The organism is Shimia sp. R10_1, assembly GCF_017744095.1.
Taxonomy (GTDB): Bacteria; Pseudomonadota; Alphaproteobacteria; order Rhodobacterales; family Rhodobacteraceae; genus Shimia.
The window spans coordinates 1-14,435 of record NZ_JAGHQX010000019.1 but is presented as its reverse complement, the minus strand read 5'-3'; the positions used below and the strand labels follow the sequence as shown (position 1 = coordinate 14,435).

At 56.2% G+C, this 14,435-nt stretch carries 15 protein-coding genes and 1 pseudogene; 6 read left to right on the top strand and 10 right to left on the bottom strand.

The genetic code is table 11. From position 1 onward, the window contains the following. Positions 1 to 4: 4 nt before the first annotated feature. The 8 genes from J7413_RS19915 to J7413_RS19880 all read right to left on the bottom strand — a co-directional run bounded on the left by J7413_RS19915 (position 5) and on the right by J7413_RS19880 (position 7,047). Positions 5 to 1,297: an ArgE/DapE family deacylase gene (locus tag J7413_RS19915; protein ID WP_209101640.1), complete on the bottom strand. Its 1,293-nt coding sequence runs from the start codon at positions 1,295 to 1,297 to the stop codon at positions 5 to 7. A gap of 7 nt (positions 1,298 to 1,304) precedes the next feature. Further along, positions 1,305 to 1,958, bottom strand: a complete 654-nt coding sequence (locus J7413_RS19910; protein ID WP_247743653.1) for a 3-oxoacid CoA-transferase subunit B — start codon at positions 1,956 to 1,958, stop codon at positions 1,305 to 1,307. Then, positions 1,945 to 2,637, bottom strand: coding sequence for a CoA transferase subunit A (locus tag J7413_RS19905; protein ID WP_209101635.1), 693 nt, complete (start codon positions 2,635 to 2,637; stop codon positions 1,945 to 1,947). Before J7413_RS19905 ends, J7413_RS19910 begins: the two co-directional genes overlap by 14 nt. Then, entirely contained in the window at positions 2,634 to 3,986 is a 1,353-nt protein-coding gene (locus J7413_RS19900) for an aspartate aminotransferase family protein (protein WP_209101669.1), read from the bottom strand. The genes J7413_RS19905 and J7413_RS19900 overlap by 4 nt, the downstream gene beginning before the upstream one ends. Further along, entirely contained in the window at positions 3,980 to 4,750 is a 771-nt protein-coding gene (locus tag J7413_RS19895; RefSeq protein ID WP_209101632.1) for an amino acid ABC transporter ATP-binding protein, read from the bottom strand. The genes J7413_RS19900 and J7413_RS19895 overlap by 7 nt, the downstream gene beginning before the upstream one ends. Before the next feature lie 15 nt (positions 4,751 to 4,765). Then, the gene (locus J7413_RS19890; protein WP_209101629.1) at positions 4,766 to 5,422 is read right to left on the bottom strand and encodes an amino acid ABC transporter permease; all 657 of its coding nucleotides are present in this window, start codon (positions 5,420 to 5,422) and stop codon (positions 4,766 to 4,768) included. Positions 5,423 to 5,440: 18 nt separating this feature from the next. Further along, positions 5,441 to 6,088 carry an amino acid ABC transporter permease gene (locus J7413_RS19885; RefSeq protein WP_209101626.1) on the bottom strand — a complete coding sequence of 216 codons (648 nt, stop codon included), beginning with the start codon at positions 6,086 to 6,088 and terminating at the stop codon, positions 5,441 to 5,443. A gap of 182 nt (positions 6,089 to 6,270) precedes the next feature. Continuing rightward, entirely contained in the window at positions 6,271 to 7,047 is a 777-nt protein-coding gene (locus J7413_RS19880) for a transporter substrate-binding domain-containing protein (RefSeq protein ID WP_209101623.1), read from the bottom strand. 135 nt (positions 7,048 to 7,182) lie between these two features. On the opposite strand from J7413_RS19880, the gene J7413_RS19875 reads away from it, so the two are divergent. Further along, positions 7,183 to 8,145 (top strand): LysR family transcriptional regulator, encoded by a 963-nt coding sequence (locus tag J7413_RS19875; RefSeq protein ID WP_209101620.1) that lies wholly within the window; start codon positions 7,183 to 7,185, stop codon positions 8,143 to 8,145. Positions 8,146 to 8,407: 262 nt separating this feature from the next. Here J7413_RS19875 and J7413_RS19870 read toward each other — a convergent pair whose 3' ends face one another. Beyond that, a complete protein-coding gene (locus J7413_RS19870; protein ID WP_209101617.1) occupies positions 8,408 to 8,884 on the bottom strand; it encodes a MarR family transcriptional regulator in 477 nt (158 codons plus the stop codon). Between the two features lie 216 nt (positions 8,885 to 9,100). Between J7413_RS19870 and ectA the strand changes: the two genes are divergently transcribed. The 3 genes from ectA to J7413_RS19855 all read left to right on the top strand — a co-directional run bounded on the left by ectA (position 9,101) and on the right by J7413_RS19855 (position 11,394). Beyond that, a complete protein-coding gene (gene ectA / locus J7413_RS19865; protein ID WP_209101614.1) occupies positions 9,101 to 9,634 on the top strand; it encodes a diaminobutyrate acetyltransferase in 534 nt (177 codons plus the stop codon). Between the two features lie 65 nt (positions 9,635 to 9,699). Then, positions 9,700 to 10,986: a diaminobutyrate--2-oxoglutarate transaminase gene (ectB, locus tag J7413_RS19860; RefSeq protein WP_209101611.1), complete on the top strand. Its 1,287-nt coding sequence runs from the start codon at positions 9,700 to 9,702 to the stop codon at positions 10,984 to 10,986. A gap of 3 nt (positions 10,987 to 10,989) precedes the next feature. After that, the gene (locus J7413_RS19855) at positions 10,990 to 11,394 is read left to right on the top strand and encodes an ectoine synthase (protein ID WP_209101608.1); all 405 of its coding nucleotides are present in this window, start codon (positions 10,990 to 10,992) and stop codon (positions 11,392 to 11,394) included. Positions 11,395 to 11,573: 179 nt separating this feature from the next. On the opposite strand, the gene J7413_RS19850 is transcribed toward J7413_RS19855, so the two are convergent. Beyond that, a complete protein-coding gene (locus J7413_RS19850) occupies positions 11,574 to 12,830 on the bottom strand; it encodes a Xaa-Pro peptidase family protein (protein WP_209101606.1) in 1,257 nt (418 codons plus the stop codon). A 101-nt stretch (positions 12,831 to 12,931) separates the two neighbouring features. Here J7413_RS19850 and J7413_RS19845 point away from each other — a divergent pair, with 101 nt between their 5' ends. Then, a complete protein-coding gene (locus J7413_RS19845) occupies positions 12,932 to 13,813 on the top strand; it encodes a LysR family transcriptional regulator (protein ID WP_209101602.1) in 882 nt (293 codons plus the stop codon). Positions 13,814 to 14,181: 368 nt separating this feature from the next. Further along, a pseudogene (locus tag J7413_RS19840) lies at positions 14,182 to 14,435 on the top strand (peptide ABC transporter substrate-binding protein); the annotation flags it as partial.

Sequence of the window (14,435 nt, the reverse complement as noted above, 5' to 3'; positions counted from 1 at the left end):
ATCCTCAGTTGTTTTCCACGCCGCACCAGTCGGCGATGAACATGGCCGTGGCCTTGGTCACGCGGCGCATACTTTCGAGTTCAACGCGCTCGTTAAAGCCGTGGATGGCTTCTGCGCGCGGACCATAGACCAGTGCGGGCGTATCGGCATAAATGCCAAAGAACCGTGCGTCGGTTGTGGCAGTGATGGCTTCGCGCACAAGGTCTTCACCGGTGGCGGTACGGTGCGCAGTTTCCAGCGCTGCAATCGCCGAGGTGGCTTTGGCGGAACGGTCCTGTGAAAGGGCGTAACCCTCGGCATGAAACCCGTGATAAACGATCTCAGGCAGCGAGTTGCGCAGGAAATCGTTCTGGCGCGCTGCGTCGAGAATAACCTGCTCGATCTCGGCCTTTGCGGCCTCGATGGACTGTCCGGGGAACAGCCCCATGCGCACGTCAAACACACACCATGCCGGAACCGAGCTGGCCCAGTCGCCGCCTTCGATCTTGCCCACATTCAGGTTCAGCGCGTGATCCATATGGGTATAGTCGCTGGTTCGGTTTTCAGCCGCGTTCCAGCGATGCTCCATGTCATGCAGCGCCGTGATTAATGGAACGGCTGCCTCGATCGCATTGGCGCCGCTGCCGGCGTAGGCCACATGCGTCGGCAATCCCTTGAGATGTACCTGGAACCACAAGACCCCCAGCTGCGCCGTAACCAGATGTTCTGAAAACGGCTCGGGGATCAGCGCTGCATCAGCGGTGTAGCCCCGCGCAAGGCAGGCCAACGCGCCATTACCGGTGCATTCCTCTTCGACGACGGACTGGAAAACGACATCCGCCGCAGGGGCCAACCCACAAGCGCGTAGCGCATCCAGCGCAAACAGGTTTGAGGCCAGACCGGCCTTCATATCGCCACCCCCTCGGCCATAAAGCCAGCCGTCCTCAACCCGTGGTTCGAACGGCGGGGTATCCCACATGTCCAGCGGTCCGGCAGGCACCACGTCGATATGCCCGTTCAGGATCAGCGATCGGCCCGTTCCGATTTCCGAGCGATGCGTGCCCACGACATTCACGGCGTCTTCATAAGGGCCAAGCACGGGAGAAAACCCGGGCAGGTGCTGAATTTCAGAGACGTCGATCTGCCATTGATCAAGCTCATAGCCCCGGCTTTCTAATTCTTTGGCCATGAACAGCTGAGCAGATTGTTCCTGGCCCCGGGTCGACGGATGCGCTGTGAGTTCCGCCAGAAACGCGATCTGCCGGTCAAACGCGACGTCCACGGCATGGCACAAACGGGTATTCAGTTCGGTTTGCATCGCAGCCTCAGAAAACGCTTAGAGGGGTATCGGGGACAATCAGCGGCGCGCCGGTGGCCTCTCGCACTTCGGCAAGGCTGATGCCTTCGGCGATCTCGACGAGCGCATAGCCTTTAGGCGTGACGTCAATAACGGCCATCTCGGTAAAAATGCGCGACACACAGCCCCGCGCAGTTAGCGGCAGGGTACAGTCGCCCTTGAGCTTTGGGTTACCCGCCCGATCGGTATGGGTGCTCAGGACCACAACCCGGCGTGCTTTCTGCGCCAATTCGATACCGCCACCCACGCCGGGGCTGAATTTTCCGGGTATCTTCCAATTTGCCAGATCGCCTTTTGCGCTGACCTCAAACGCGCCGAGCATGGTCAGGTTCAGACGGCCCGAGCGCACCATCGCAAAGCTGGCCGCGCTGTCGAAAAACGCCGATCCTGGTACTGTCGAAACGTAGGCGCCACCTGCATCAATCAGGTTTCTGTTGGCCTGATCAGGTGGCAAAGTCGGTCCAATACCAGCCAAACCGTTCTCTGTGTGCAGGCAAACGGGAAAATCAATGGGCAAATGGTCAACCACCTTGGTCGGTAGACCAATGCCCAGATTGACTACCATGCCGGGGGCAATCTCGCGTGCGGCACGCGCAATCATGCGGGTCTTAGCGCTGGACAACGGCGTATTCCTTGGAGAGCGCACCGAGTTCGGTGACGTGATCAACAAACACACCGCTTGTGTGCACGGCATCCGCCTCCAGAGCCCCTAACGGTGCAACGGTTTCTACCTCGGCTATCACGCGGGTCGCGGCCATCGCCATCAGCGGATTGAAATTTCGTGCGGTTGCGACATAGGTCAAGTTGCCAAAGGGGTCGGCCCGGTCCGCATGGATCAGGGCGACATCCGCCCGCAGCGCGGTTTCAACAAGATGCGGCTTACCTGCCACCTCGACCACCTGCTTGCCTCCGGCCAGTTCCGTGTCAATGCCGATATCACTCAGCACAGCACCAATCCCCGCGCCGCCTGCGCGAATGCGCTCTGCCAGAATACCTTGGGCGTTGAATTCCACCTTTATTTGGCCGCGGTTCATCAGGTCGATGGCATGGCTGTTCAACCCCAGATGAGTGGTGATCAGGCGCGTCACCTGTCCGCTTTGCAACAGATGGTCGATGCCCATGCCGGGTTCGTTTGCATCGTTTTTGATCAGAGTCAGATCGCGGGCTCCATGATCGACGAGCGCATGGATCAACGTCATAGGGGTCCCCGGAACCCCAAAACCGCCGACCATGACTGTATCACTGTCTTTGATTTGGGCCACAGCTGCGCTCATTTCACAGCGCTTGTCCGGCAATCTCATGCGGCCTCCTCCACAGGCAGGCCCACCTCAGCGGCAAACGCATCGATCGCGTCGCGCAAAATTGTCATCATTTCGGCAATCTGTGCTTCGGTGATGATCAACGGTGGGGCGATCAGGAAATGGTCCCCGGCAGTGCCCCCGCGGGTGCGGCGCGAATAAATGATCAAACCGCGCTCATACGCCAGCTCGACCAAGCGATCATAGGCGTTCAGCTTTGGGTCCAGCGGTTCCATCGTGTCGCGGTCAGAAACAAGCTCAAACGCGGTCAACAATCCCTTGCCCCGCACGTCGCCAATGAATGGGTAGCGCTCCATCAACGCGCGCAGTTCATGCATCAGGATCTCGCCCATGGCCGCGGCATTGGCGATTAAGTTCTGATCTTCCAGTTCTTCGAGCACCGCAAGACCGGCCGCGCAAGCCAGAGGATTGCCGGCATAGGTGAAGCCATGAGCAAAGCCACCGGCATGTAGGATCGGTTCGACCAAATGCGCACCGGCAACAACAGCGCCCAGGGGCGCGTAGCCCGCGCCAAAGCCCTTGGAGAGCGCCACAATGTCCGGGGTGATGCCCCAGTGCTCGGCCGCAAGAAACTTGCCAGTGCGTCCTGCACCGGTCATGACCTCGTCATAGATCAGCAGCACACCAAATTCGTCGCAAATCTCGCGAATGCGTCCATAGTAGCTGTCAGGCGCCACCAAAGCGCCGGTTGAGGCCCCGCCAACGGGTTCCATCAAAAACGCCAACACGCTATCCGGCCCTTCGGCAAGGATCTTGTCGCGCAGCAGCTCAGCATATTTCAAACCGCGTACCTCTTCGCTGAGGTTGTCGCGGTCTAGGTAAATGGCCGGGGAAGCGATCTTGGGCATGCCCTCTAACATTGGAGCGAAGGGCTCGCGCAGCGGGTCATACCCTGTCAAATCCAGCGCCCCAAAGGTGCAGCCGTGATAGGACGGGAAGCGTGAAATCACCTTGTAGCGATTGGATTGCCCTTGGCTAAGCGCATACTGGCGCGCCAGTTTCACGGCGCTTTCGACCGCTTCGGAGCCGCCAGAAACAAAGAACACGCGGTCCAGACCATCAGGCGTAATCGCGACAGTTTTGGCAGCTAGATCCTCGGACGGATGCGTGCGGAAATGCAAACGATAGCCAAAGGTCGCGCGATCCATCTGCGCTTTGATCTTGTCTAGCACTCGCGGGTTAGAATGGCCGATATTGGACACCATCGCGCCCGATGAGCCATCAATGTACCGCTTGCCGCATTCATCGAACAAATAGATGCCCTCCCCCCGGTCCAGAAACGGGCGTGGGTTGCGGCTCTGGTAGAAGAGGTAGGACTCGTCGCTCACGATGCACCCTCAATGTGTTTGCGCAGGAAGGCGCGGGTTCTGTCCTGAGTTGGTTTTTTGAACAGAACGCTTGGCGGGCCCTCCTCGACCACGACGCCTTTGTCCATGAACAACACACGGTCACAGACCGAGGCTGCAAAATCCATTTCATGGGTGACGATGATCATGGTCATGTGCTCTTCGGCGAGCTTTTTCATCACCATATTGACCTCTTCCACCAACTCTGGATCGAGCGCCGAGGTGGCCTCGTCAAACAGCATCAACTTGGGTTGCATGGCCAAAGCGCGGGCAATCGCGACGCGTTGTTTCTGACCGCCAGACAGTTGTGAGGGGTAGTAGTCGATCCGCTCAAGCATGCCGACCTTGTCCAACTGTTCTTCGGCCAGCTTGTCGGCCTCAGCCTGATACAGGCTCTTGAGCAGTTTCGGCGCCATGGTGACATTTTCACGGGCGGTCATGTGTGGAAACAGGTTGAAGTGCTGAAAAACCATGCCGACGTGCTGGCGCATTTCGTTTATGTGTATTTCATACTGGCGATGCGGCAGCGTCTTGTTGACTTGTACACCATCGAGCCAGATTTCGCCCCCGGTCAACGGATCAAGATCGTTGATCGCGCGCAGCAGTGTAGATTTACCCGAGCCGGACGATCCGATAATCCCGACAATCTGCCCACGCTCGACGTTCAGGCTAATGTCTTTAAGCACCTCAAGCGTGCCAAAGGATTTCTGGGCGTGACGGATTTCGACAAAGTGTGTCTGTTCGGTCATGGTTGGTCTCTTTGGTCAGCGCGAGATGGAAATGCGGCGCTCGATCTTGCGCTGCACCCATTCCATGCAAAGGTTGATTACGTAGTAGAAAGCGGCGGCAAGAAGGTAGAACTCGAAAGGGCGATAGGTCTTGCCGATCACGCGTTGCGCCGACAGCGTGAGTTCGCTGACCCCGATGACGGATACCAGCGCGCTGTCTTTCAAAAGCGCGATCATGTTGTTGCCGATCGGCGGGATAACGGCACGCACCGCTTGCGGGATCACAACCTTACGCAAGGCCTGCCCGCGGCTACATCCCAATGTGCGGGCGGCCTCCATCTGACCTTTGTCCACAGCAAGAATGGCGGTCTGGATCAGTTCGGAATTGTAGACGGCAAAGTGTAACCCCAAGCCGATGATCCCCGCGACAAAGGCTGGCAGGTCAATGCCGATCTGCACCAGTCCGAAATAGATCAGGAACAGTTGCAACAAAAGCGGTGTGCCCATGAACACCCATTCGATCAACCGGAACGGCTGACGAACAAGCCAGGGGGCGTAAAGAGCGATCACCGCAAAGATGATACCGCCGACAAAGCTCAGCAATGCAGCGGCGACTGTGATACCAACGGTCCAGCCAACACCCAGAAGAATGATGTCCACGTATTTGGGAATAATCGAAAAATCGAGGCCCATTTGTCTGTCCTTTTCCGATCAGGTGATCTGAACTTTGCGATCCAGCCAGGCAACGCCACGGCCAGTCACATAGATTATGATCATGTAGAGAATCCCTGCGAGCAGGAACATTTCGAAGGGCTTGTAGGTCGAGCCGATGTAGCGCTGCGCGGTGTAGGTCAGTTCGACCACCGCGATGGCAGCCACTAGCGCGGTCGCCTTGATCAACATGTTCAGGTTCACGCCCAGCGGGCGCACCATCAGGCGCGCAGCCTGCGGCAGAATCACCTTGTAGGTCGCTTGCCAACTGCTAAGCCCCAATGTGCGTGCGGCTTCGCGTTGCCCTTTATCAATGGCGATGATTGCTCCACGGATGGTCTCTGTCATGTAAGCACCCGCATTGATGCCCAAGCCGATCACGCCCGCTTCAAAGGCGTCCAGTTGAATACCAATTTGAGGCCCGCCCAAGTAGAGAATGAAGAGCTGGATCAGCGCAGGAGTGCCACGAAACACGCTGACATATGCAGCACCCAGAAAGCGAAAGAGTGCAAACCGCGAAAGCCGTGCTGCGGCCCCAAGCGTGCCGCAGATCAACCCCAGTATTGCCGTCAGAACCGACAGCAGGATGGTGACCCACGCGGCCTCCAGAAAGAAAGGATAGACCTTTAGCATCAGGTCAATGTCCATCTGTCCCTCCTTCGGGTCCCCGACACGGACTTGCCGGGCGATGCCTGCGCTGCCCTGGTCGGTGTCATGCAAAAATATCGGGTAACATTGGTGTCGCAGGCCGCGCCCGTAAAGGGTTTGGGCCCGCGATAAAATCACGCCGGTGCTGGCTCCGCTGCCACAAAGCGGCGGGAGCGGCAGTCTTAGCGAATATCGCCGCCAACCCACTTTTCTGCGAGCATCAGATAGGTGCCGTCATCCATGATGGATTGCAGAGCGGCCTGCATTTCTTCGGCCAGCTTTGGGTTGCCTTCACGGATGGCGATGCCCGCGCCAAACGGTTCCGTGGTTGGATCGCCGAACATCTCAAACTCCTGACCTTTTTCGCCCATGGCGAGAATGGCGGCGATAGAGTCGTTGACAATGGCGTCGACGCGGCCGTTTTCCAGCTCCAGAAGCAATTCAGGCAAACCTTTGTAGGTGTTGATGTTGTATCCCTTCTCGCGCGCCCAATCTTCGTGGGTTTCGCCAAGCGTCAGGCCAACTTTCTTGCCCTCCAGATCTTCCAAGCTCGAAATGCCGGAGCCCGGCTTGCTGAAAATGGCGCGCTTGTCGGAGTAGTACGGCCCAACAAAATCGACCACTTCATCGCGCTCTGCGGTGATGGTCATGGACCCAACGATGGCGTCATATTTGTTGGCCAGAAGCCCCCCGATAATGCCGTCCCATGCAGTGGTCACAATTTCAACTTCCATGCCCATGCGCTTGGCAATTTCAGCACCAATGGCCGGGTCAAAGCCCACTACTTCGTTCTGATCGTTTACAAAGTTGAATGGAGGGTAGGCGCCGGACATGGCGATGCGGATGACGCCTTTTTCTTTCAATGTGTCGAGTTCTTCCGCAACAGCAGTATTCAGTCCAAACACCGCCAAACCTACGGCTGCAATAGCGGATTTCAATATGGCACGGCGAAAAGTCATGTTTCTCTCCCTGTGAGAATCGAGCCGGGGTTGTCCCCGATCAAAAGACGCGGGATGTCCCGCTTGCAGAAAAGCTTGCATGACACACACCATTGTGCAAACAGATATTGCCTAAACTCAATATAGAAATGATCTATGAGCCTACCACGGCATCAACGTTTTCCTTGGAACCTGGATTGGAACCTTCTTCGCACCTTCATGGTAGTGGTCGAGCAGGGCGGCATATCCAAGGCAGCTGACTTCCTAGGCCTCAAGCAGCCCACAGTCTCCGCCGCACTCAAGCGCCTTGAGCAGGCAACGGGCAAGCATCTTGTTGTCCGCAAGCCGAACGAGTTTACCGTCACGCGACCAGGCCAGGCACTTTATACCGAGTGCGCCAACATATTTGGCACAATCTCACAGCTTCCCTCTCTGCTAGATGACGACCGAACCGAGCTGCGCGGCCACCTGTCCATCGCCATTACAAGTTCGGTGATTTCTGAGCACTTCAACGAGATTCTCAACAAATTTTCTAAGGCACATCCACACGTCACCTATTCTTTTTCAGTGCATGAAAGCGGAGACGTGGAGACAATGGTGAACCAAAACCGCGCCAGCTTTGGCATATGCCTGCTTTCCAAGATACCTCAAAATCTAACGTCTGTAATTCTGTATCGCGAGTTTTTTGGTCTCTATTGTGGCGCTCGCCATCCGTTGTTCAACGCAAATGAAATTAACCCCAAAGATCTGGAAGACGAACCCTTCGTCGCCTTCCAAACCGAAGCAGAGGGCGGGCCACTTCACGCCATTTCGCGGCTTCGCGCACGTTTGGGTTTGGCCACAGACTGGCGTGGGGTGTCCTCAAGTCTCAATGAAATCCGCCGTTTGATAATGGCAAACATCGGAATTGGCGCCCTCCCGCTTCACGTGGCAAAGCAAGATGTTTTGGCCGGACATATCCGGCAGCTGCCGCCCTTTGATGATCTACCCATGGTGAATATCTACCTCATCACAAATCCGGCGCGGCGGCAGTCAGATGCAGAGGCCGCGTTCTTGTCGGCGTGCAAGGTCGAATTGGATGCGATTGATATTGAAGAGCGCACTTATGGTTTGGACTAGTTTTTAGAAACTGAGATTGGCGCAACATGTGCGACGCAGGTGTTGCGGCGCGGCTGCAGGGTTCTAAAAACCGACACTTCGTGTCGTTTCAATGAGCGAAGCTAAGACCGCATTTTTGCCGCAGCCTTTAGAGCCAACGCAATGACCATTGAGTGCAACCTGTCAAGCGTGCATGCCCAACATCCGAGCGCTCACATAGAATTGCATGCACTAACGCTTTTGAACCCAAAATCATTGGTTGGCGGCATTAACCGTCAGGCACCTAACCAGCCGGCCTGATTTCACCGGTATCCAGCACCGGTGACGCATCCATGTCCTCCGCGTCCAACATGCTTGCGACACGCTCAAGGCTGGCCACCAGCATGGCCTGCTCCCAATCTTCCATGGCGGCAAATTTGCGCACAAACCGCTGTTGAAGCGGGTCCGGCGCGTCTTGAAGAACCGTGCGCCCCTCGTCGGTGAGCAGGATATTTGTCTGACGGCGATCAAGTGTCGATTTCACGCGCACAACCAAGCCATCGCGCACAAGCTTGTCAACCAGGGATGTGACGGTTCCTTGCGACACGCGCATGCGCAGCGAGATGGCTTTCGCGGTGGCATATCCCTGCTCCGAGACAATTTGCATAACGCGAAACTGAGTGGGGGTGACGCCTGTGGATTGACGTATTTCGCGCCCAAACAACTCTGTCGTTCGTACAATCCGCCTTAAGGCAATCAAACTGCTGTCTATGCGTTCCAAGCCGCCCCCTGCACTTTGTCTTACGAAGGATACTTTGACTGGCGAATTTACGCAAACGGCAAAAGTAATTCAAATATCGAAGTTAAATCCACTCTACGATTTGCAATTTGAGGGCAAATTTGCCGCTTTTGAGCCAAGATGTCGCTTTTAAGCTTTGCTTATTGAAGCAATTGCTGCGGCGTGTTAGTTCAGCTCTCGAAGCGAAAGGAGCTCAAAATGCAACACCCCGCTCACCCAATGCGTGCCGATCTGCCGCTGCTGCGTGAACCGACCGCCAAAGATGGCGCTGACATCTGGCGGCTCGTTCGAGCTTGTCGCCCGCTCGACGAAAACTCTATGTACTGTAACTTGCTGCAATGTGATCATTTTGCCGACACTTGCGTTCTGGCCGAGTTGTCCGGCGAGGTCGCCGGCTGGGTGTCTGCCTATGTGATGCCAAACGAACCTGACACATTGTTTGTCTGGCAGGTCGCCGTATCGGAAGCCGCACGCGGGCGCGGGTTAAGTGGCGTAATGCTGCAAGCCATCCTAAATCGTCCACAATGCACAAGCGTGACGCGGCTTCAGACTACCATTACCGCCGACAACGAAGCCTCTTGGGCTTTGTTCCGCAAGTTTGCCGACCTTCAAGGCAGTGAGCTGGACATCACCCCTTACTACACGCAAGCGCTGCATTTCCAGGAACGCCACAAAACCGAACACATGGTCACAATCTCGCTGACGAACCGGGACCAACTGGCAGCAGCCTGATCCATGCGCGCGCCGGCACTCAATAGCTTGCTTTCCTCCTTCCGCCAAAGCCCAAGAGAGGTCGTATGTCTACGAACCCACCTGAAGTGGCCATTTTCAAACGTCGTGAATCTGAGGCGCGCAGTTATTGCCGGGGGTGTGATACTGTTTTTACCTCGGCCATCGGTTCCGAAATGATTGCACGAGATAGCACGCGCTACATCGACTTTCTGGCGGGATGTTCTTCGCTGAACTACGGGCACAACGATCCGGACATGAAAGACGCGTTTATCGATCATCTGCAATCGGATGGTCTGGCCCACGGGCTGGATTTGCACACGGATGCCAAAGCAGCGTTTCTCGATGCTTTCGACCGTTTCATCCTTCAGCCGCGCAAAATGGATCACAAGGTGATGTTTACCGGCCCAACAGAGGCCAACGCGAAGGAGGCAGCTCTAAAGCTGGCCCGTAAGGTCACAGGGCGTACCAATGCGATCGCCTTCACCAACGGGTTTCACGGTGTCACGCTGGGAGCGCTGTCTGCGACAGGGAACAGCTACCACCGCGGCGGTGCAGGCACCACGCTGAATGGCGTGACGCGCATGCCCTACGATGGCTATTTCCCCGGCAACACCGACACCGCCGACTTTCTTGAAGCGATGCTCAGGGATCGCTCGTCCGGGCTTGATGCGCCCGCAGCGCTCCTTCTGGAAACAGTGCAAGGTGAAGGCGGATTGAACGCTGCCCGCCCAGAGTGGGTTCGCCGCGTGGCTGCGCTGGCCCAGAAACATGGCGCGCTGCTGATCATTGATGACATTCAGGCCGGCTGTGGCCGGACTGGCGGCTTCTTCTCGTTCGAGGATATGGGTGTCACTCCGGATATTGTCACCCTGGCGAAGTCCGTTTCGGGGTTTGGTCTGCCTATGGCACTCCTACTTGTGCGGCCAGAGCATGACGTCTTTGGACCAGCCGAACACAATGGCACCTTTCGGGGCAATACCCATGCCTTTGTCACCGCCTGCGTCGCCATCTCCAAGTTTTGGGGGGATGATCGTTTCCAGATTGACGTTACCCGCAAGGCGAAGCTGCTGACCGCTGCACTAGAAGACATGGCTGAGCTGCTTCCGGGCGCTACGCTTAAAGGGCGCGGCATGATGCAAGGGCTGGACGTTGGATCAAGAGAACTGGCAGCCATGGTCTGCGCCCGCGCCTTCAAAGACGACCTGATCATCGAAACCTCCGGCAAAGAGGATCAGGTGATCAAAGTTTTGGCACCACTGACCACAGACGATGACACCTTGCTTAAGGGATTGAAAGTCTTGCGGCATGCGCTTCGCATGACCACCGACTCAAGCAAATTCGCAGCGGAGTAAGACATGATTGTACGCGACTTCAACGAAATCATCAAAAGCCAGCGCGACCGTGTGGTGTCGGATGCCCAATGGAGCAGTGTGCGTATGTTGCTGGCCGATGACGGGATGGGCTTTTCCTTCCACATCACTTTCCTTGAGCCGGGGTCTGAGCACACGTTTGAGTACAAAAACCACTTTGAAAGCGTTTATTGCATGCAGGGTACCGGGTCGATCACCGATCTGGCAACTGGCGAAACACACTATATCAAACCGGGCGTGATGTATGCGCTGGACAAGCACGACCGCCATATCCTGCGCGCCGAAGAAGAGCTGGTCATGGCCTGTGTCTTTAACCCGCCAGTTACCGGCACCGAAGTGCACCGCGAAGATGGCTCTTATGCAGTCGCGGAAGAGTTGGAAACAGCCTGAACGGCGCGGGCATAGAGCGGATGTCAGTGCACGGAGACGCCTAAGTGAGCCGCCTCTCTTATCAATGCGTAGTGGGAACTTTATGTCGCGCAGGTCTTTTTGGCGCGACCTGGAGTTTTTTAACACCGTCGGTGCGAGTGCCTGAAATTTGCGCCCAACCCCGGCACTGAAGGCTCAGATTATCGCAAAAGGTCATCCTCGAACGGAAAGCGGGACAGCAGCTCGACCCCGGTTTCGGTCACCAGCACCTGTTGCTCCAATTTGACGCCTTCACCTTCAGAGGCTTTGCCGATGAAGCTTTCGACGCAAAGGGTCATGCCGGGCAATATCTCCCCATCATATCCGGCATCAGGGAAGTCGCCGCGATGGTAGAGATAGGGGTATTCCCCCGTCATCCCGCAGCCATGCGCCGAAAGATAGTAGCGGTTTTGGTAATACTCTTCGGGAATATTCCACGCCCGGTTGGCATAGTCCCTAAAGCTCATTCCCGGCTTTAGAATGCCCATATTGTGATGGACCTGCTCAAAGGCCACTTTGTAGAGGTCCCGTTGTGCGGCGCTAGGGGCGCCTGGGCCAGAGTGGAACGTGCGTGAGAAATCAGAGTAATACCCATGACAGCCCACCACATCCGTATCCAGCGCGATCAACTCGTTTTCGCCTATCACATTGCTGGAGGTTTCCTGAAACCAAGGGTTCGTCCGCGCCCCGGCATTCAAGAGCCGTGTTTCACAGTAATCCGCGTTTTGGGCAATCACGGATTGGTGCAGCACCGACCACAGCTCGTTTTCGGTCATGCCCGGGCGGATCGCGTCTCGCAGCTTGCCTACACCAATCTCGGTCGCACGTAGAGAAGCGTTGACGCACTTCATTTCTTCGTCGGATTTGATCGCACGCGCCATTTCGACAGGTTCCTGTGCGTCCACAATGCGCAGCCCGCAGGCTTTCATCGCAATCGCTGTTCCCGCGTTCAGCCGTTCCAACCCAACAGACGCGCCGGGGCCAACGAGTTCGGTGATCAGATCGGCCATTTCTGCAGCCCAAGCACGCTCGCGATCGGCAATGTGGGGGCCTGCGGCCACAAAACTGGCGGTTTTGGCGGGCCGGACCTCATCAATGGTCTCAAATCCTTGACCCAGATGCAGGCAGCCGGTGAACTCAAACAGAATGCTCTTGTTCGCTGTCAGCAGAAGATAGCGAGAGGGCGCATTGCGCTGGCTGAACACCTGCATGTTGCGCGCTCCAGTCGCGTATCGGATGTTGATCGGGTCCGATAGGATCACGGCATCAACATCGAAACGTTTCATCTGATCGCGCACCCTGCCAAGGCGGTACAGGCGCACCGCCTTTAGATCTATGCCTTCACTTTCGGGCGCCCGATCCAGCAAAGCGATCCCCGCCAAATCGCTGCGCTCAGCATGCCAGTCAAAATTCGCCATGGTACTCCCCTTATTCGTTACAGATAAGCATAAGTTTTGGAGCTACCTTAAAAAACTGTTGAAAAATTCATGGCCTACCATAACCTAAGGGAATGACAAGTTTGCGCAAATCCTTACCGCCACTGGACACATTGGTGTTCTTTGAAGCTGTGATGCGCAACGGCGGATTTACAGCGGCAAGCGCAGAACTTTACGTTTCACAGGCGGCTGTTTCCAAGCGCATCCGTCAGCTCGAAGACTGGCTCGGTACGCCTCTGTTTGCCCGTGACGCGCGCAAACTGACCCCCACGCCAGCGGCAAAGAAGTTGGTTGAGCCGGTGTCGATGGCCCTAGACTACCTCAACACGTCCTTTCAGAGCGTCAAATCACCGGCCAAAACGCAGGTGCGGATCGCCACAAACAGTGCCGTATCGGTGTTTTGGCTAATGCCCCGGCTCCGCGCCTTTGCTTTGAGTGATGTGTCATGCCCAATTGAAAACGCGGTGTCTGACGATCCCGGCGAGCTACTTTCCCCAGAGCACGACCTTGCGATCATCTATGGCAGCGAGCCTCCGGAGGGGTGGTCCGGCGTCAAACTCATGGATGAAGAGCTTGTCCCTGTTGTTGCGCCAGGCCGCCTATCGGTGTTTGAGGGCGATCCACACGCTGTGTGTCTTCTTGACTATGACAGGCATGCGCCGAACTGGATCAATTGGGATATTTGGTTGCGGCACAATCCAGCGTCGGCATTGGCTGCGCTGCCAAGAGACAGATGCCAAACCTATTCTCAATCCATTGGTCGCGCCATTGCTGGGGGGGGTATTGCTCTCGCAAGCCGTACTTTGTTGGAGATTGAGCTAAAAAGCGGCGCATTGGTCGCCCTGGATGATGAATGCGTCAAGACCGGCAAAAGCTATTTTCTTGTGAATCGCATCGGGGTCAAATTGCATGAGGGCGCTAATGACTTTGCGCACTTCCTAGAGACATTTGATCCCGCGGAATGATCGGCGTCTTTGACATATCCTGCAAAACCGGTCGTGTGTTGCGGGTGGTCAATCCAAGTCAGTGTCGTCGCGCCAAGTGGCGTGGTTCGCACCATTCGCCAATACAGGCCGTTGGTCGCGGCGCGAAGCAGCCGCAGTTGCGTGAGCTTTTCCAGAATAAAGGAGGCGTCGCAATCAGGCCATTGGCTTCGGTCGGAGCCGGCCAACTCTTTCGGCTAAAACTCTTGAATTTTAAGGGGTTTTCGGATTGGCGGAATCCAGTATGCTTGAAAGTGAGTGTCGCTTTTGGGCGATTCAAGAAAAACGATGCAAGGCTACGCTAAGGAATATTAGCGGAACAATTATCAAAAACACCAAAGGGAGTGACCATGACTAAAAAAGACCAGCAACTCATTGAACGTTTGGCCGATGCGGCCCGCTCGGGTGGGATTTCTCGCCGGAGCTTTATGCATTATTCTCTTGCGGCTGGTATGACCGCGACAGGAGCGACGGGGTTATGGACCACAAAGGCTGCAGCGGCGCCTCAGAAAGGCGGTACATTCCGCTGGGGTATTCATGACGGCAATACGGGCGACACGCATGATCCAGGTACATATTTGACCCGGACGATGATTTTCTTGGC

Coding starts and splice junctions, on each gene's coding strand:
- ectB (WP_209101611.1), top strand. CDS start 9,700: ATGTCTACGAACCCACCTGAAGTGGCCATTTTCAAACGTCGTGAATCT.
- J7413_RS19885 (WP_209101626.1), bottom strand. CDS start 6,088: ATGGACATTGACCTGATGCTAAAGGTCTATCCTTTCTTTCTGGAGGCC.
- J7413_RS19915 (WP_209101640.1), bottom strand. CDS start 1,297: ATGCAAACCGAACTGAATACCCGTTTGTGCCATGCCGTGGACGTCGCG.
- J7413_RS19905 (WP_209101635.1), bottom strand. CDS start 2,637: ATGAGATTGCCGGACAAGCGCTGTGAAATGAGCGCAGCTGTGGCCCAA.
- J7413_RS19855 (WP_209101608.1), top strand. CDS start 10,990: ATGATTGTACGCGACTTCAACGAAATCATCAAAAGCCAGCGCGACCGT.
- J7413_RS19850 (WP_209101606.1), bottom strand. CDS start 12,830: ATGGCGAATTTTGACTGGCATGCTGAGCGCAGCGATTTGGCGGGGATC.
- J7413_RS19895 (WP_209101632.1), bottom strand. CDS start 4,750: ATGACCGAACAGACACACTTTGTCGAAATCCGTCACGCCCAGAAATCC.
- J7413_RS19890 (WP_209101629.1), bottom strand. CDS start 5,422: ATGGGCCTCGATTTTTCGATTATTCCCAAATACGTGGACATCATTCTT.
- J7413_RS19880 (WP_209101623.1), bottom strand. CDS start 7,047: ATGACTTTTCGCCGTGCCATATTGAAATCCGCTATTGCAGCCGTAGGT.
- ectA (WP_209101614.1), top strand. CDS start 9,101: ATGCAACACCCCGCTCACCCAATGCGTGCCGATCTGCCGCTGCTGCGT.
- J7413_RS19875 (WP_209101620.1), top strand. CDS start 7,183: ATGAGCCTACCACGGCATCAACGTTTTCCTTGGAACCTGGATTGGAAC.